This window comes from Haloleucobacter albus, from assembly GCF_052492075.1.
Genome location: NZ_JBQWAS010000016.1, coordinates 34,542 through 50,816, shown reverse-complemented (window position 1 = coordinate 50,816; position 16,275 = coordinate 34,542). Strand labels below are relative to the sequence as shown.

Below are 16,275 nucleotides of genomic sequence, written 5' to 3'. Positions count from 1 at the left end.
TGAATATGCGCTTACTTAGTTGTTAGCGCGTATAAGATTGGAATAGGCTGCCTTTGAATTAATGTCCGTGTTTTGTGAGTGAATAAGGCCAAATTGCACAAAAAGCTGTGAGTATGCCGATGTCGCGGACAGAAGGTCAGGGTCGTGCAGATGCCGCCGATATGCCTCCAGATATGGAGAGCATTGTTGGGCAGGCTCTTCCCCCTGCACTGGAGCAGGCGGTTGAAGCCGCCGTCCTGATCGACACGAATAATCGGATCATTTTTTTCAATGCCGCTGCGGAGCGCTTGTGGGGCTATACGCGGGCGGAAGTTCTCGGGCGCAATGTCCGTTGCCTGCTGCCAGATCATTTGCAGGGTTCGCATGATGCCAATATCGCCGCGAACCGCGCTGGCGGCGAAAACAGAATTGTTGGGCGTCGGCGTGAGCTTATGGCGGCGCGCAAGGATGGCTCCTTCGCATGGGTTGAACTCTCCCTTTCCCATGTGGTCATCGGAGGAGCCTCCTATTATCTCGCATTTCTGAGGGATATTGGCGCTGAGCTTCTTCAAAGAGATGATAACCGGATATTGTCCCTGGTGGTGGACACCATCGAACAGGCGGTTCTCATTCTGGATCGTCATCATTGTGTGGCACGCGTAAACCCGGCATTCACGGAAATGTTCGGCTTTCCGGCAGAAGCAATCGTCGGGCGCCAGCCAAGTGATGTGCTGGCCAGTCCGCAGACAGATGCTGAAGCCGTGAAGCATATGCGGCAGAGATCATGGCAGGGTCAGGCATCCAGCGCAGATTTCATGTGCCATAATGCGCGCGGGGAAGATTTGCGTGTTATCGCCAGTACACGCCCGCTGCGGGGAGAGGATGGCGAGGTCAGCCATATTGTGCTGGTTTTGACCGATATTACCGAGCGCTGGCGCATTGAGACGCTCCAAGGTGGCTTGGCTGAAGCCATGGCGAGCGGCTTGTCGCTTTCTGAGGTGATGGATGTTTTTTGCCGTCGGCTAGAAAATATTGCGCCCTATGTGGTCAGTTCTGTCATGGCGGCGGATGAAGATATGCGGCTTCGTCTGGTCGCTACGCCCAGCTTGCCAGAAACTTATTCCAGTGCTCTTAACGGCCTTGCCTTGTCTTCGCATGTGAATGCTTCGGTTTTTGCTGGCCCTGTCTGGGCAGGCGAGCAGATGGTTTCGACGGATATTGTCGGCGATCCCCGATGGAATGGGTTTCGAGAGCTGGTTGCGCCTTTGGGGTTTCGGGCATCGTGGGCTTGCCCCATTATGCGGCGGGACGGACGGGTGACGGGTGCTTTTCTGTTCTATTTCCGGGAATATTGCAGCCCGCCCCTTTTTTTACGGCAGGTCGTGGATGCGTGTGAGCATCTGTGCGCTGTTGCCTTTGAACGCGAAGCGGGCCGCAAGGAGATGGATCGGCTCGCGCAATATGATCCGCTGACCAGCCTGCCCAATCGAATGCAGGTCTATCGTCGTATCGATGGCTATATTGCAGACGCGCCGGATGAATGCTTCGCTGTCTTTGTGCTGGATCTGGATCATTTCAAGGATCTGAACGATACGCGTGGGCACAGCTGTGGCGATACGCTGCTGTTTCAAGTGGCGCGCCGACTGGAGCTTCTGACCGAAGATCATGGTGTGGTTGGGCGCATTGATGGAGACACCTTTGTTCTGGTGCGCAAAGGGTGTCGCATTCAGGAAGCGTCAGTGGTTGCCGAGGCTCTGTTGCGAGAGTTGCGGAAGCCTTTCCATATAGAAGGCGACCCCTTTAGCATCACGGCCAGCATCGGCATCGCGGAATATCCCCAGAATGGACCTGGGAGCGAGGCGCTGGTGAAAAGTGCTGATCTGGCGATGCACCGCAGCAAGGTGTCCGGGCCAGGGCAGTATATGTTCTTCAGCCCGGAAATGAATGCTCTGGCTGCCGAGCGCCTGATGTTGGGGGCCCGGCTGCATAATGTTGTTGAGCAGAACCAGCTTGCACTTCACTACCAGCCCCAGATCTGGACGGAGCGGGGCGAGCTGTGCGGTGTTGAGGCCTTGTTGCGGTGGACAGACCCGAGTTTGGGGCCGATTTCTCCTGAAAAGTTCATCCCCTTGGCGGAGGAGACAGGTGAAATTGTTGCCATTGGCCGTTGGTGCTTGCGGCAGGCTTGCCAACAGATGGCCAGCTGGCGCGATAGTGGCATGATCGTGCCGACCATGGCGGTCAATGTTTCAGCTCATGAATTCAGGTTGCCGGATTTGCCGGATTATATTGCGAGCCTGTTGAGTGAATTTTCTCTTCCCCCTGTCTGCCTCACCTTGGAGATCACCGAGACGGCCATGATGGGTGTTGATGCGAGCACCTTTGAAACCGTAGGCAAGGTGCGCAATCTGGGGGTGGGCCTCTCCATGGATGATTTTGGTACCGGCTATGCCAGCCTCGCCAGCCTCTCCCGTTTGCCCGTGACGGAACTCAAGATTGATCGCAGCTTCATGAGCGATATTGAGAGGGATGCTGGTACGCGGTCCCTGACCATGGCCGTGGTGCGGATTGGGCAGAGCCTTGGCCTTTCGGTGGTGGCTGAGGGCGTTGAGACAGACGAGCAGGCGGATATTCTGGCTTCTTTGGGGTGTGAGACCTTGCAGGGCTTTCTCTTTGCGCAGCCCATGCCGCCAGACGAGTTGAAGCGATGGATGAGAACCTACAGGCCCCGTCCGCGCATCGTACATTGAGGCCGAATCTCAAGCGCCTGCATCTTGTCCAGTGTCAGGGCAGGGCGTGTTGTCCAGATATTGCCGCACAGCCGTGAAAACATCATGGAACATGGCCGTGGTGAGTTTGCCTGTATTGGTATTGTAGCGAGAGCAATGATAGCTCGCAAACAGGCGCAGAGGGGCACCCTCCCGCGGAAGATCGCCCTCAACGCCATGGCCGAACTTCAGGCGTGAGGCAGGCAGGCCAAAGGTGGCCAGGGCCGTATCATGGGCAATCTTGCCTAATGTCAGGATTGCCATGAGGTTGGGCATGGCAGCCAGTTCAGCCAGCAGGAAGGGTCTACAGGTTCGAATTTCCAGCGGAGTTGGCTTGTTTTGCGGCGGAACGCAACGCACAGCATTTACGATGCGTGCGTCATGCAGAGCCAGCCCGTCATCAGGCGCGGCCGCGTAGGTGCCATGCGCAAAACCGAATTTCAGCAGGGTGCCATAGAGCAGATCCCCGGCATAATCTCCGGTGAAAGGCCGCCCGCTCCGGTTGGCGCCACGTAATCCGGGCGCAAGGCCAATCACCAGCAGCCGTGCATTATGCGGGCCGAAGCCGGGGACGGGCGCATTGAACCATTCCGGCTCCCGCGCACGCCACTCATGCCGAAATTCTGCAAGGCGCGGGCAGAGCGGGCAATCATGTTGCGGCTCACAGGCGGTGGAATGCGGAGGTGTCATGACCTTCAGAACTGCTCGTCCTCATCCGGAAGGCTGGGTTGCGGGCCTCTGCGTTCCAGAAAGCGGGGCATCTCCTGCATTCGCCCTTGCCGCTCATTCGAATCGCGACCGATGCGCGACTGAAGTTCGGCGAGATCCATGAAGATATCGGCTTGCCGCCGCAGGTCATCGGCGATCAGCGGGGGTTGGGTGGAGATGGTTGAAACCACCGAAACCCGAATCCCGCGCCGTTGCAGAGCCTCGACCAGCTTGCGGAAATCGCCGTCGCCAGAAAACAGGACGATATGATCGACGTGCTCGGCCAGCTCCATGGCATCGACGGCAATTTCAATATCCATGCTGCCGCGAACCCGCCGTCGCCCCTGTGCATCTGTAAATTCGCGGGCGGATTTTGTGACGACTGAATAACCATTATAATCCAGCCAGTCGAGAAGCGGGCGGATAGATGAATATTCGTGGTCTTCAATCAGGGTTGTATAGTAAAATGCTCGCAGCAAATAGCCACGCCCCTGAAATTCCTTCAGGAGTTTTTTATAGTCAATGTCAAAGCCGAGAGATTTGGTCGCGGAGTAGAGGTTCGCGCCGTCAATCAGAAGTGCGATCTTTTCCGTGCCACGCATGAAACATGTCCACCAATGGAAAAAGGGTAGGCGAAAATTGGAGCGGCTTTAATCTGCTCTCTCCACCTTTCTCCGATGAAGGATCAGGCATGGCAAGCAAAAAGAAGGGGCAGGCTTGCCCATAATGGTGAATTGTTGTATCGGATCACTCTTTCAAGGTTAAGGTCCAGCGCCTTTTCGCGCATGAGGAGTGCCGAGCTTATGGCCCGCGTCACAGTTGAAGATTGTATCGACAAGGTAGACAATCGGTTTGAACTGGTACTGCTGGCCGCTCACCGTGCGCGCATGATCTCTTCCGGCTCGCAGATCACGATTGATCGCGATAATGACAAGAACCCGGTTGTGGCTCTGCGCGAAATCGCGGATGAGACGGTGAGCCCCGAGGATCTGGAGGAGGATCTGATCCACTCGCTCCAGAAGTACACCGAGGTGGATGAGCCGGAACCTGAATCCGCGCCGATGATCGCCGCTGGCGAAACGGGCTCCGGTGATGATTCCGACATTGTGTTCGATCGGATGACCGAAGAAGAGCTTTTGGCAGGTCTTCAGGGCCTTGAGCCGCCGGATCGCCGGGATGAAGAGGAGGGCTGAGCCTTCCCTCTTCGATGGGCTTTGGCAATTCGGAAGGATGTCATCTGATTTCATGAAAATGGCCGGGCCTTGAGCCCGGCCATTTTCATTTGTGCGCAGCCTCAGGGGCAGGGGTTGCCGTGAAGCTGATGGATGGCGTTGATGCGCTCTTCCGCCTCTTTCGGCATGGCCATTTCGGCGGCGTCAATATTATCTTTCAGCTGCGTCATGCTGGTTGCACCAATGATATTGGTGGTGACGAAGCTGCGCGTTGTCACGAAGGCCTGTGCAAGCTGCACCGCAGTCCAGCCCAGTTCGCGGGCCAGTGCCAGATAGGCGTCGATAGTCTCTTCCGCGCCAGGCTTTTGATAGCGCTGCCCACGGTCGAACAGCGTGGTCCGCGCGCCTGCGGGGCGTGCACCGCGCTGATATTTTCCGGTGAGATAGCCTTGTCCCAGCGGCGAATAGGCCAGAAGGCCGACGCCCTCGCGCACGGCAAATTCCGCCAGATCCGTTTCATAGACCCGGTTCAAAAGATTATAAGCGTTCTGGTTGGAAACCAGCCGCGGACCAAGCCCGCGCTCTGCGCCTCGCAAATAGGCGTGTAGCCCCCATGCGGTTTCATTGGAAACGCCAATGTGGCGCACCTTGCCGGCCTTCACCAAATCCCCCAGGGCTTCCAGCGTTTCCTCGACAGGCACTTCTGGCAGCGTGGAGGCATTATGCGGTGCGGGTTGACCAAAGAGGGGGATGGCGCGATCCGGCCAGTGCACCTGATACAGATCTATATAGTCGGTCTGGAGGCGCTTGAGGGAGCCATCAATAGCTTCGCGGATATTCGTCGCGTCAAGGCAGGCTGGTGTCCGGGCTGCGCGATACCAGGTGCTTTGTGTGCGGCCCACCACCTTTGTGGCCAAAATCACCTTGTCGCGGTTGCTGCGCGCCTTCATCCAGCTCCCGATGACGCGCTCGGTGGAGCCTTGCGTCTCCGGCTTGGGGGGAATGGAATAAAGCTCTGCTGTGTCGATGAAATTGATGCCGCGTTCCAGCGCATAATCAAGCTGGGCATGGCCTTCAGCTTCGGTATTCTGCTGGCCGAAGGTCATGGTGCCAAGTGCGACGGCTGACACCTTGATATCGGTGCGCCCAAGGGGGCGATACTCCATGGGAATGCTCCGGGGGCTGTGGGGCCAGCCATGGACAAGCCGGCCCTAAGGGAGGCGGAGCATAAGGGGCAGCGCAGGGCTTGGGCAATGCCCGCCCTTGCGTCAGCCTCTCCCGATCAGCGATTCTTGACGGCCGTTCCCACCAGATCATAAGGGCCGGATGTGCCATCAATCCGCACCTGAATGATCTCACCGACTTCCAGCGGGTGACGGGAAGAAATGGTGACCGTGCCATCAATCTCGGGGGCATCACCACGGGTGCGGCCGATCGCGCCATGACGTGTCAGTTGGTCGATAATCACCGGTTGGCGCGTGGCGACCTTGCGCTTCATGCGCCGGGCCGAAACCCGCTGCTGGGCCTGCATGAAGCGGTGATAACGCTCTTCCTTCACCTCTTCCGGCACAGCATCCGGCAGGCCATTGGCCGGAGCACCGGCGACAGGCTCGAACTTGAAGCAGCCGGCCCGGTCGATCTGCGCTTCCTCAATGAAGGCCAGGAGTTCTTCAAACTCCGCCTCGGTCTCTCCGGGGAAGCCGACAATGAAGGTGGAGCGAATGGTTAGATCCGGTACCGCTTCCCGCCACGCCTGAATGCGGGCCAAGGTCTTTTCCTGCGCGGCCGGGCGCTTCATGCGCTTCAGAACGCTGGGGCTGCCATGCTGGAGAGGGATATCCAGATAGGGCAGCACTTTGCCATCAGCCATGAGTTGCATGATCCCATCCACATGCGGATAGGGGTACACATAATGCAACCGCACCCATGCGCCGAGATCACCCAGTGCGCCAGCCAGATCCACAAAGCGGGTGGCGACTTCCTTGTCATGCCACATGGAGGGGGCATAACGCAGATCCACTCCATAGGCGGATGTATCCTGCGAGATAACAAGAAGCTCTTTTACACCGGCTTTGACCAGCTTTTCAGCTTCGCGCAGCACATCAGCCGCGGGGCGTGAGACCAGATCTCCCCGCAACTGGGGAATAATGCAGAAGCTGCACCGATTGGAGCAGCCTTCGGAAATCTTCAGATAGGCATAGTGGCGCGGGGTGAGCTTTACGCCCTGTTCCGGCACCAGATCCAAAAAGGGATCATGAGCTGGCGGCACCGCCTTGTGCACAGCATCGAGCACGCTTTCATATTGCTGCGGGCCGGTAATGGCGAGAACATCCGGGTGGGTCGCGGTAATATCCTGCGGATTGGCGCCCATGCAGCCTGTCACAACCACCTTGCCATTTTCGGCCAATGCCTCGCCAATGGCTTCCAGACTTTCGGCCTTGGCACTGTCGAGGAAGCCGCAGGTATTCACGATGACAAGATCGGAGCCGGCATGATCGCGGCTGAGTTCATAGCCTTCCGCGCGCAGCCGTGTGACAATGCGCTCGCTATCCACCAGCGCCTTGGGGCAGCCGAGGGAGACGAAGGAGATGCGAGGCGCAGGCTTTTGCGCGCTCGGGGCAGGATGCAGATTCTCGGCCATGGACGCGGCGCTTCTTCAAAAAAGAATAAGGAAAGAAACAGGCGTTACGGGAGGGCAGGTGCTGCGTCAATCCCGCAAGGACGGGCATCGCGCGAATGTGCATGTCATCTGCGCATGGCCGGGGAGGCTTTGACAGGGGCATGTTGCCGGTCTACCCCTTCTGCGGCAGGCCCGCATATTTTGCAGAAGGCATGGGTGAAGAGGTTGTATTCATGGGGGTTCAGGGCAGATGGCGGCGAACCCATGAGCACAGGATGCGCATTCCAGATGACCTTTGACCGGGCCGGCCGCATTCTTGCCCACAGGGCTTTATCATTTTTTGCCCAATACCCATTGAAGAGGTCGCCCTGGTGTAGCCTTGGGTCTGAGCCCATCATGCACGTACAGATTCTTCTTCTGCATTCCAGTACTCCAGCTCCCGGCCTCATACGCAATGACACATTATGACCCCATCGACGCCAGCGCACGCGCCAACTGGGCCCGGCTTTCGCCATGGCGGCGGCGGTTGTTCCTGTTTTTGCGAGGAGTTGCGATTTTCCTCATTCTTGAGGGGTTGCTGAACTGGGCCGTGATTATCGGTCTGGGAGACGGAACGCCCTCGCGCTTTGAAATGCTGCCCATGATTGCGCAGGGGGCTGTCATATGGGGGGCGATTGTTGATCCAATCGCTGGGGTGGGCCTGTGGCTACGGGCGAACTGGGCAGTGGTGTTCTGGCTGGTGGCCACCTTCACCCAGGTGCTCATGGCGTTGTGGGCACCGCCCGGCATGGTGCTGCTGATGCTGTTTACTGTGCTGGAGGTTGGGCTGGTGGTCGCTTATGGGGTGCTGTCCATCCGTGCCGCGCGGGAAACAGACGAAAACTGAAGCGCCCCTGCTGCACGCTCGTTACCGCAGGCTGCGTGTCTGGAATTGTGATGAAGCTGCGCCCTCTATTAAGGGGCGCATCGCTATGCCTCAGGACCAGCTGCCCAGATAGGCGAGGGTGGCGATGATGAGGATGATGGCGACGATGATCCAATGGCGGGCAGCAAATTTATGCAGAATCATGAAGGGCCTGTCTTTGGTTTTCGATGACGTGCTATTCCAGTGGGCACGCCATATTGCTGATATTGGGCGGGGCCTGATCGGCGAGACCTGAATGCGTTTTTCACCTTAGCATGAGCCTATATGACAGCTCACCTCTTTCCGGCAAAGCGGGGGGCGAGTGGGCTCGACCTTCTGCAAGGGGAGGGTGGCCCTCTTTGTCCGCTCCTGCATCGCGCATGTCACATGGCTCTGGCACGCTGAGCGCATGGCTGCAAGAAATCCATGGGCAAAGTCTTGAAGGCGCAGGCAAAAACACATCTTGTTTTGGCTGGGAGACTTTGTGGGTGCGCAGAGAAAACATTTGGCTGCCACGGAAGTGTAATCCTTTTCCTCTATTCTGCACCGCAGCATACAGGCCAGCATTGTGCTGAGCCGGACCATCTTCCGCGCAAGCGGCTGGTGAGGAGGCAAGATTGAGCACGCAATATACAGCCCCCGGTTTCCGCAACGGCTTTCGCAATCCCTTCCTTTCCAAGGTGACGGATGGCAATGCCTGGACGATGCGTCAGCGCGCCCTCGCCATGACGGCTCAGCTTTCGGAATGGTCGACCCTTGGGGATCTGACATCGCGCGCGGCCGGGCGTCATTTCAGCAATATCTCGGCGACCCACGGTCAGCGCCTGCGCAAGACCTTCGACGAGCTGACCGGCCTTGTCGGCGGGGTAACCCGTCAGGACCGTTCCGGCAGCGCCATGTTCCAGGATGCGCAAGCCTATATGGTTGACCGGGCCCAGCGCGCCATGATGACGCTGGACACGCTGCGTGTGCGTGGAGACAACTTCTTTGAGCATGAGGCGGCAGGTTGCCCGCCTGTGCTTATTTACGATTATGACGTTGTGATGTGGGGGCGTGATCTGCCGCGTCCGTGCAACTATGCCCTTCTCAAGATCAAGCCGCCGGAGGGGGTGGAGACGGAAGTCACGAAGCGTCCTTACATCATCATTGATCCGCGGGCCGGCCATGGTGCAGGTATTGGCGGCTTCAAGTCCGACAGTCAGGTCGGCGTGGCGCTGAAGACCGGACATCCTGTCTATTTCGTCAGCTTCAGCCGCAACCCCGAGCCGGGGCAGACTCTGGCTGATGTGACGCGCGCAGAAGCGACTTTCGTGCGTTATGTGCAGGAGCAGCACCCGGATGCTCCCAAGCCGGTGGTGATCGGCAACTGTCAGGGTGGCTGGGCCACGCTTATTCTGGGAGCTTCCAACCCGGATATCACCGGCCCGCTGGTGTTGAACGGCGCCCCGGTTGAAACCTGGTCCGGCGATGTGGGCGGTAGCCCAATGCGCTATAATGCCGGCCTTCTGGGTGGGCAGGTTCAGCCCATGTTCTGGTCGGATATCGGCGATGGCGTGTTTGATGGTGCCTGGCTGGTTCTGAACTTCGAAATGCTGAACCCGAGCCGCACCTGGTTCCGCAAATATTACGATCTGTTTGAGAAGGTGGACACCGAGCGTGATCGCTTCCTGGAATTTGAGCGCTGGTGGAGCGGCTTCTTCCTGCTGAATGAGCCGGAAATTTCCTGGATCGTGCGTGAACTGTTCGTGGGCAACAAGCTGGCCCGCAACGAGGCCCGGCTGGAGCACGGCCGCGGGCTGGATGTGAAGCACATTCGCTCGCCCATCATCGTGTTCGCCAGCCACGGCGACAACATCACGCCCGTGAAGCAGGCCATCAACTGGATCATGGATACCTACACGGATGAGAGCGAGATCCGCATTCGCGGTCAGCGCATTGTCTATATGGTGCATGACAAGATCGGCCATCTGGGCATCTTCGTCTCCTCCTCTATCGCCAAGCGCGAGCATACGGAGGTGTCGTCTACGCTGAAGACCATTGAGGCGCTTGCACCCGGTCTTTACGAAATGACGATTGAAGAGGTTCATGGAGAAGGCGACGAAGCGCACTTCACCGTTTCTTTCGCCGAGCGAAAGATGAGCGATCTGCCCGGTTATTCGGATGGGCGTGAAGATGAGGTGCCTTTTGCCGCTGTGGAGCATGTCTCCGAGTTGCAGGGTGAGCTTTATGATGTCTTCGTGCGTCCTTTCGTTCAGGCGAGCGTGACCCGCGCCAGCGCTGAACTCGGTCGCACCATGCATCCGCTGCGCCTCCAGCGCGCCATGCTGTCGTCTCGCAACCCGCTGATGGCTCCGGTGGAATCTCTGGCGCGCACCGTGAGCGAGTCCCGCAAGCCCGTGGCTGCGGATAACCCCTTCGTTCTTGCTGAAAAGCTGATGGTGGAGGCTTTTGAGCAGACGATCGACATCGTTCGCGACATGCGCGACGCCATGTACGAAGTCACCTTCTACTCCATCTATGCCACACCCTTCATGCATTGGTTCGGGCGGAACCACTATTTTGAGCGGACTCGCAAGAGCCGCGAGGAACTGGTGGGGCTTCCTGAAGTGCGCTCTGCTCTGCTGCATGTCCGCTCTGGCGGATTTGTGGAGGCGGTGATCCGCATGCTGATCCTGCTGGCTGACGCCCGCGAGAATGTGCGGCGTGATCGGCTGGAGCGTTCGGCTCAGGTGTTGACGAGTGATGAGCCGTTCAGCTCCCTGCCGGTGGAACAGCGTGCGCAGATCATTCATGAGCAAACGCTCGTGGTGGAGTATGCCGGTGAAGAAGCCATCCAGGCTCTGCCCGAGATGCTCAAGACTGAGGAAGAGCGGCGCAAGGCCATGGATGTGGTGCAGTATGTGCCGGGGCGGATTGATGAGATGGATCCGCGGACACTCGCCATGTTGCAGCGGTTCCGTCATGTGCTGGGGCTGGAGTCGGCAGTGGAAGATGTTTTGCAGGACCCGCTGCGGGCTGTTCAGGTTGCAGCACAGTAAGCAAAACCTCTGCTTCTGATGATAAAGAGACCCCGGCAGCCAGTGCTGCCGGGGTCTTTTCTATGCCCTGGATAACGACGCAGTGAAGGCTTTCCGGCCGGATGACAATCTGTCGCGGGCAGTTCCAGTCCGAAGATTTCCCTGTTCGTCGGATGGAAACTCAGCCGTTTTAATGGGTTGCCGCTTGTTTCATGCGCGCTCCCGGCTGAATGGATTGGGGCATGGAGCGGCCAGTCGTGACAAATGAGCAGATTTCAGCGAAAAGGCAGAAAAGCTTACCTGAAGCGCCGGATCATGATGGGGCCTGTGCCTCCCTGTTTTTTGCCGGCCTGCCCACAGCGTAATGGACCTGAACATGACGATTTCCTTCACCCCGCGCGCTGAAGATCTGGTTGCGATGGCGCCTGAGGGCGTGCTGGTCGAGACTGTGACCAGTGTGGATCATTACACGGACCGCCTGTTCCGTTTTCGTACGACGCGGCCGGCCAGCCTGCGTTTTCGGTCTGGCGAGTTTGTGATGATCGGTCTTCCTGTGAACGGGAAGCCGCTCTATCGGGCCTATTCCGTTGCCAGCCCGGCTTGGGCGGAAGAACTGGAATTCTTCTCCATCAAGGTGCCGGATGGCCCTTTGACCTCGCATCTTCAGAAGATTCGCCCCGGTGATGGAATCTTCCTTCGCAAGAAGGCGACGGGCACGCTGGTTCTGGATGCACTGACGCCCGGCAAGCGGGTTTACATGTTCTCCACGGGCACGGGGATTGCGCCCTTTGCCAGCCTGATCCGTGATCCTGAAACCTATGAGAAGTTTGATGAGGTGATTCTCACTCATACATGCCGGCAGGTGGATGAGCTGAAATACGGTTTTGATATTGTTTCTGAAGCTCTGAATGATCCGCTGGTGGGTGAGTTCGCACAGGGCAAGCTGCGCCACTATGCCAGCGTGACCCGTGAGCCTTATGAGTTTCAGGGTCGTATTACGGATCTCATCAGCTCTGGAAAACTGTTTGCGGATCTGGGTGTGCCTCCGCTGAACCCGGAGATTGATCGCGGCATGATCTGCGGGTCCCTGGAAATGCTGAAGGATACGAAGGCGCTGCTGGAGGCGGCTGGACTGAGTGAAGGGGCAAATAATGCGCCCGGCCAGTTTGTGACAGAGAAGGCGTTCGCAGATTGATCTGACGGTCTTTTGGAAAGGTGGCAAATCTTGACTTTGCCACCTGTGCCGCATAGAAGGCGCAGACCTTGCGGGCCGTTGCGGCCCGCTTGGCGTTTCACGCACCTGTGGTTTTGCCCGGCAGCGCGCCGTGCAAGCCTGTCGGCGAAGAGTTTCTCTTGCAAGAGAGCTGTTCGCAGAGGAGGGGCGCGGAATCCATATACAACACCAACGCAAGGATTCGCGCGATATGAGCAAGCGCATTGCAGCCAAGCATAAGCTTGACCGCCGTATGGGCGAGAACATCTGGGGTCGTTCCAAGAGCCCGGTGAACCGTCGTGAATACGGCCCCGGTCAGCATGGCCAGCGCCGCAAGGGCAAGATGTCGGACTTCGGTCTTCAGCTTCGTGCCAAGCAGAAGTTGAAGGGCTATTACGGCGCCGTCGGCGAGAAGCAGTTCCACAGCACCTACGAAGAAGCGGCCCGGATGAAGGGTGATACCGGCGCCAATCTGATTGGCCTGCTGGAGCGCCGTCTGGATGCGGTTGTGTACCGCGCCAAGTTCGTGCCCACCATCTTCGCCGCACGTCAGTTCGTCTCTCACGGTCACGTGAAGGTCAACGGTCGTCGCGTCAACATCCCCTCCTACCGTGTGAAGGTGGGCGATGTGATCGAGGTGAAGGAGGCTTCGCGTCAGATGACTCTGGTTCTTGAGGCTGTGCAGCTCGCCGAGCGTGATGTGCCGGATTATCTGACCGTCGACCACGGCAAGATGAGCGCCACCTTCACCCGCGTGCCGGAGCTGAATGAAGTGCCTTATCCGGTGCAGATGGAACCGAACCTGGTGGTCGAGTTCTATTCGCGCTGATGCTTTTCCCATCTGGGAAACGGAAGGCCGCCCTGTGGGCGGCCTTTTTTGTGATACCCGCCGAGTAGCGTCAAAGATTGTGAGCCAATAAAAAAGCTCCCTCCCGGAAGGGGAGAGAGCTTTATCGCTTCTCAGTGTCGGCACTGATGGAGAGGCGCTGGCCTCCTGGGAGAATCAGCCGACGTTTTTCACTTCCTGGGCAGCCGCAGCCAGAAGCTCGTCCATCGTGCGGCGGATCTGGTGGTCAGACTGCTCAATGCCCTTGGCGTCAAAATCACCCCGAATCTTGCGGAAGACGTCTTCATCTCCAGCTTCTTCCAGATCGGAGAAGACAACCTCCTTCGCATAAGCATCAGCCGCGTCGCCGCTCAAGCCAAGCTTTTCAGCGGCCCAGAGGCCGAGATTCTTGTTGCGGCGGGCGAGAGCCTTGAACTGGGTCTCTTCGTCGAGCACGAAGCGCCGTTCAAAATCCTTCTCGCGCTTGTCGAACGTGGTCATCGCAGCCCTCTTCTGACGTAATCGTGAACCATTGGTTCCAGAAACTGTGCGCGCTGCCCGGACCTTGTCCGTCGCCCCGCGCGTCTGCCCTTGCATATAGTGGCCTCATGCGCAGATCAACGTTGTCGAGGCATTGTTCCAGTGCGTGATAATCGCCGATTTTCTCTTCAAAGTGGAGGGGAAATGATAAGAGGTAATATTGTACGCAAGCAGACTGCTGCGCAGAGGCTGACATGGCTCGGAAGCGGTATTGATGGGCACAGGGCAGAGCTGTGGCGCGTAGCCGCGTTGTATCCTGCGACATGATGGGCTAATGTCTGCGTGGGTACGAACGATATTCATCCGTACCCCGCCGAGGAGCGTTACCCGAACGGAGCCTTGGCACACCCATGGATTTTCTCAATAGACGGTATACCCCAATGAGCCGCCGCCGCCGCATTTACGAAGGCAAGGCGAAGGTCCTCTATGAAGGTCCTGAGCCCGGCACCCTGATCCAGCATTTCAAGGATGATGCCACGGCCTTTAACGCCAAGAAGCACGATGTCATTGATGGCAAAGGCGTGCTCAACAACCGGATTTCTGAATTCGTTTTCAACCGGTTGAATGATATTGGCGTGCCGACCCACTTCATCCGCCGCCTGAATATGCGTGAGCAACTCATCCGCGAGGTGGAGATTATCCCCCTCGAAGTGGTTGTGCGCAATGTGGCTGCTGGTTCTCTGTCCCAGCGACTGGGTATCGAGGAAGGCACCCAGTTGCCTCGCTCGATCATCGAGTTCTACTACAAGAATGATGCGCTGAACGATCCGATGGTGTCGGAAGAGCACATCACCGCATTCGGTTGGGCCAACACTCAGGAAATCGACGACATCATCGCTCTGGCGATCCGTGTGAATGATTTCCTGTCTGGCTTGTTCCTGGGTGTCGGCATTCGTCTTGTGGACTTCAAGATGGAATGCGGCCGCTTGTGGGAAAACGATACGATGCGGATTGTGGTGGCTGATGAGATCAGCCCCGATTCGTGCCGCTTGTGGGACATCAAGTCCAACGACAAGATGGACAAGGATCGTTTCCGTCGGGATATGGGCGGGCTGGTCGAAGCCTATAGCGAAGTGGCTCGCCGCCTCGGTATTCTGGTGGAGAACGAGCCTGTGCAGGGCGATGGACCCACGGTTGTGAAATGATGTGGTTGAGCCACATTGTGAAATAGTGCTAGGCGGGGGTCTCGAAAGGCCCCCGTTTGCATGTCTCCGCAAAGTGCGGGGCGGGCTGGAATGTAGATTTGTGCCGGACTTTGCCGTGCCTGATCTCATGGGAAAGCAGAAGGTGTCATGAAGGCGCGTGTCATCGTCACTTTGAAATCCGCGGTTCTGGACCCCCAGGGCAAGGCTATCGAGGGTGCGCTGCGCAGCCTCGGAATCAACGGCGTGGATAGCGTGCGCCAGGGCAAGGTCTTCGATGTGGATCTGGGTGGTGCCGACCGCGCCGCCGCTGAGGCTGCATTGAAGGAAGCCTGTGAGCGTCTGCTCGCCAATACCGTGATCGAAACCTATCGGATCGAATTCGCGGAGTGATGTGATCGGCTGCGCATGCTGCCGGGCAACCTTGCTCGGTAGGCGGGTCAGCTTCGTTGAGAGAGTTGTCTCTCCACTCAGGCTGGTTCAGGCTCATGCTTGTGTGCGCAGCAGTAGTTCAGCGGATTCCAGGGCCGGGCGCTCGTCTTCAGGGGCAGAATGCGCGGGCCAGATCTGGTATCCAGAATGCCATCGCCCGCCACGCCGGCCAATATGGTCGTCGTTCAACCGGGGCGGAACGGAAGCCGGCCTGTGTGCCGATGCTGTTGAGAGACCATGAAAGCTGCCGTCATCCTTTTTCCCGGCTCCAACCGCGAGCGTGACGCGGCCCGCGCGCTGTCGCTTGTTTCCGGCGCTCAGGTGCAGATCGTCTGGCATGGGGAGCATGAATTGCCCGCAGGTACGGATATTGTCCTGCTGCCGGGTGGTTTTTCCTATGGCGATTATCTGCGATGCGGGGCCATCGCGGCGCGGGCCAATATCATGAATGCCGTGCGCGCGCATGCCGAGCGCGGAGGGCTGGTTCTGGGAATCTGTAACGGGTTCCAGATCCTGTGTGAGGCCGGGTTGCTGCCAGGTGTTCTGGTGCGTAATGCGGGCTTGCGCTTCCTGTGCCATGAGGTGCTGTTGCGTGTGGAACGGGCAGATACGCCCTTCGCCAGCGCTTACGAAAAAAGCCAGCTTATCCGCATTCCGATCGCCCATGGTGAGGGAAATTATACGGCGGATGAGGCGACGCTTGAGACTCTGGAAAAGGAGGGTCGAGTGGCCTTCCGCTATGCCCAGCCTGATGGCTCGGCGGATGCCGCTGCTGGACCAAATGGTTCGCTCAACGCCATTGCAGGCATCTATTCCGAGAAGTTCAATGTGCTTGGCATGATGCCTCACCCGGAAAACTATATCGAGCCTGAGATGGGCCCCATTGATGGCCGTGGGCTTTTCGAGAGCCTCGCCGGTGCATTCAAGGCGGCGTGAGACGCGCCTCAAGTCGGA

General features: G+C 58.1%; 14 protein-coding genes. 9 read left to right on the top strand and 5 right to left on the bottom strand.

Annotation, left to right across the window (positions count from 1 at the left end; all coding sequences use genetic code 11):
• Window positions 1–119: 119 nt before the first annotated feature.
• Window positions 120–2,729 (top strand): EAL domain-containing protein, encoded by a 2,610-nt coding sequence (locus tag ACT6QH_RS02360; RefSeq protein WP_444973208.1) that lies wholly within the window; start codon window positions 120–122, stop codon window positions 2,727–2,729.
• Between the two features lie 9 nt (window positions 2,730–2,738).
• On the opposite strand, the gene ACT6QH_RS02355 is transcribed toward ACT6QH_RS02360, so the two are convergent.
• Together ACT6QH_RS02355 and ACT6QH_RS02350 are read right to left on the bottom strand one after the other, a co-directional pair.
• Window positions 2,739–3,437, bottom strand: coding sequence for a uracil-DNA glycosylase (locus ACT6QH_RS02355; protein WP_444973207.1), 699 nt, complete (start codon window positions 3,435–3,437; stop codon window positions 2,739–2,741).
• A 5-nt stretch (window positions 3,438–3,442) separates the two neighbouring features.
• Window positions 3,443–4,057, bottom strand: coding sequence for a LabA-like NYN domain-containing protein (locus ACT6QH_RS02350; protein WP_444973206.1), 615 nt, complete (start codon window positions 4,055–4,057; stop codon window positions 3,443–3,445).
• A gap of 201 nt (window positions 4,058–4,258) precedes the next feature.
• On the opposite strand from ACT6QH_RS02350, the gene rpoZ reads away from it, so the two are divergent.
• Complete coding sequence (gene rpoZ / locus ACT6QH_RS02345) at window positions 4,259–4,648, top strand: DNA-directed RNA polymerase subunit omega (protein ID WP_444973205.1); 390 nt, start codon at window positions 4,259–4,261, stop codon at window positions 4,646–4,648.
• 101 nt (window positions 4,649–4,749) lie between these two features.
• On the opposite strand, the gene ACT6QH_RS02340 is transcribed toward rpoZ, so the two are convergent.
• Window positions 4,750–5,793: an aldo/keto reductase gene (locus ACT6QH_RS02340; RefSeq protein ID WP_444973204.1), complete on the bottom strand. Its 1,044-nt coding sequence runs from the start codon at window positions 5,791–5,793 to the stop codon at window positions 4,750–4,752.
• Window positions 5,794–5,909: 116 nt separating this feature from the next.
• Window positions 5,910–7,268: a 30S ribosomal protein S12 methylthiotransferase RimO gene (rimO, locus tag ACT6QH_RS02335; protein ID WP_444973203.1), complete on the bottom strand. Its 1,359-nt coding sequence runs from the start codon at window positions 7,266–7,268 to the stop codon at window positions 5,910–5,912.
• A gap of 433 nt (window positions 7,269–7,701) precedes the next feature.
• On the opposite strand from rimO, the gene ACT6QH_RS02330 reads away from it, so the two are divergent.
• From ACT6QH_RS02330 to rpsD, 4 genes are all read left to right on the top strand, one after another.
• The gene (locus tag ACT6QH_RS02330; protein WP_444973202.1) at window positions 7,702–8,133 is read left to right on the top strand and encodes a DUF6163 family protein; all 432 of its coding nucleotides are present in this window, start codon (window positions 7,702–7,704) and stop codon (window positions 8,131–8,133) included.
• Between the two features lie 635 nt (window positions 8,134–8,768).
• A complete protein-coding gene (locus ACT6QH_RS02325; RefSeq protein WP_444973201.1) occupies window positions 8,769–11,189 on the top strand; it encodes a DUF3141 domain-containing protein in 2,421 nt (806 codons plus the stop codon).
• Window positions 11,190–11,544: 355 nt separating this feature from the next.
• Window positions 11,545–12,363 carry a ferredoxin--NADP reductase gene (locus ACT6QH_RS02320; RefSeq protein WP_444973200.1) on the top strand — a complete coding sequence of 273 codons (819 nt, stop codon included), beginning with the start codon at window positions 11,545–11,547 and terminating at the stop codon, window positions 12,361–12,363.
• Window positions 12,364–12,592: 229 nt separating this feature from the next.
• Window positions 12,593–13,210 carry a 30S ribosomal protein S4 gene (gene rpsD / locus ACT6QH_RS02315; protein ID WP_444973199.1) on the top strand — a complete coding sequence of 206 codons (618 nt, stop codon included), beginning with the start codon at window positions 12,593–12,595 and terminating at the stop codon, window positions 13,208–13,210.
• Between the two features lie 174 nt (window positions 13,211–13,384).
• Here rpsD and ACT6QH_RS02310 read toward each other — a convergent pair whose 3' ends face one another.
• Complete coding sequence (locus ACT6QH_RS02310) at window positions 13,385–13,708, bottom strand: DUF1476 domain-containing protein (protein ID WP_444973219.1); 324 nt, start codon at window positions 13,706–13,708, stop codon at window positions 13,385–13,387.
• A 389-nt stretch (window positions 13,709–14,097) separates the two neighbouring features.
• On the opposite strand from ACT6QH_RS02310, the gene purC reads away from it, so the two are divergent.
• The 3 genes from purC (at window position 14,098) to purQ (ending at window position 16,257) form a co-directional block, all read left to right on the top strand.
• Window positions 14,098–14,892 (top strand): phosphoribosylaminoimidazolesuccinocarboxamide synthase, encoded by a 795-nt coding sequence (gene purC / locus ACT6QH_RS02305; protein ID WP_444973198.1) that lies wholly within the window; start codon window positions 14,098–14,100, stop codon window positions 14,890–14,892.
• A gap of 147 nt (window positions 14,893–15,039) precedes the next feature.
• Window positions 15,040–15,282: a phosphoribosylformylglycinamidine synthase subunit PurS gene (gene purS / locus ACT6QH_RS02300; protein ID WP_444973197.1), complete on the top strand. Its 243-nt coding sequence runs from the start codon at window positions 15,040–15,042 to the stop codon at window positions 15,280–15,282.
• Window positions 15,283–15,558: 276 nt separating this feature from the next.
• On the top strand, window positions 15,559–16,257 hold the full coding sequence (gene purQ / locus ACT6QH_RS02295) for a phosphoribosylformylglycinamidine synthase subunit PurQ (RefSeq protein WP_444973196.1): 699 nt from the start codon (window positions 15,559–15,561) through the stop codon (window positions 16,255–16,257).
• The last annotated feature ends 18 nt before the right edge of the window (window positions 16,258–16,275 follow it).

What these genes read in the sequence shown, in the direction of transcription:
- ACT6QH_RS02360 (WP_444973208.1), top strand. Translation starts at nt 120, where the DNA reads ATGTCGCGGACAGAAGGTCAGGGTCGTGCAGATGCCGCCGATATGCCT.
- ACT6QH_RS02355 (WP_444973207.1), bottom strand. Translation starts at nt 3,437, where the DNA reads ATGACACCTCCGCATTCCACCGCCTGTGAGCCGCAACATGATTGCCCG.
- ACT6QH_RS02350 (WP_444973206.1), bottom strand. Translation starts at nt 4,057, where the DNA reads ATGCGTGGCACGGAAAAGATCGCACTTCTGATTGACGGCGCGAACCTC.
- rpoZ (WP_444973205.1), top strand. Translation starts at nt 4,259, where the DNA reads ATGGCCCGCGTCACAGTTGAAGATTGTATCGACAAGGTAGACAATCGG.
- ACT6QH_RS02340 (WP_444973204.1), bottom strand. Translation starts at nt 5,793, where the DNA reads ATGGAGTATCGCCCCCTTGGGCGCACCGATATCAAGGTGTCAGCCGTC.
- rimO (WP_444973203.1), bottom strand. Translation starts at nt 7,268, where the DNA reads ATGGCCGAGAATCTGCATCCTGCCCCGAGCGCGCAAAAGCCTGCGCCT.
- ACT6QH_RS02330 (WP_444973202.1), top strand. Translation starts at nt 7,702, where the DNA reads ATGACACATTATGACCCCATCGACGCCAGCGCACGCGCCAACTGGGCC.
- ACT6QH_RS02320 (WP_444973200.1), top strand. Translation starts at nt 11,545, where the DNA reads ATGACGATTTCCTTCACCCCGCGCGCTGAAGATCTGGTTGCGATGGCG.
- rpsD (WP_444973199.1), top strand. Translation starts at nt 12,593, where the DNA reads ATGAGCAAGCGCATTGCAGCCAAGCATAAGCTTGACCGCCGTATGGGC.
- ACT6QH_RS02310 (WP_444973219.1), bottom strand. Translation starts at nt 13,708, where the DNA reads ATGACCACGTTCGACAAGCGCGAGAAGGATTTTGAACGGCGCTTCGTG.
- purC (WP_444973198.1), top strand. Translation starts at nt 14,098, where the DNA reads ATGGATTTTCTCAATAGACGGTATACCCCAATGAGCCGCCGCCGCCGC.
- purS (WP_444973197.1), top strand. Translation starts at nt 15,040, where the DNA reads ATGAAGGCGCGTGTCATCGTCACTTTGAAATCCGCGGTTCTGGACCCC.
- purQ (WP_444973196.1), top strand. Translation starts at nt 15,559, where the DNA reads ATGAAAGCTGCCGTCATCCTTTTTCCCGGCTCCAACCGCGAGCGTGAC.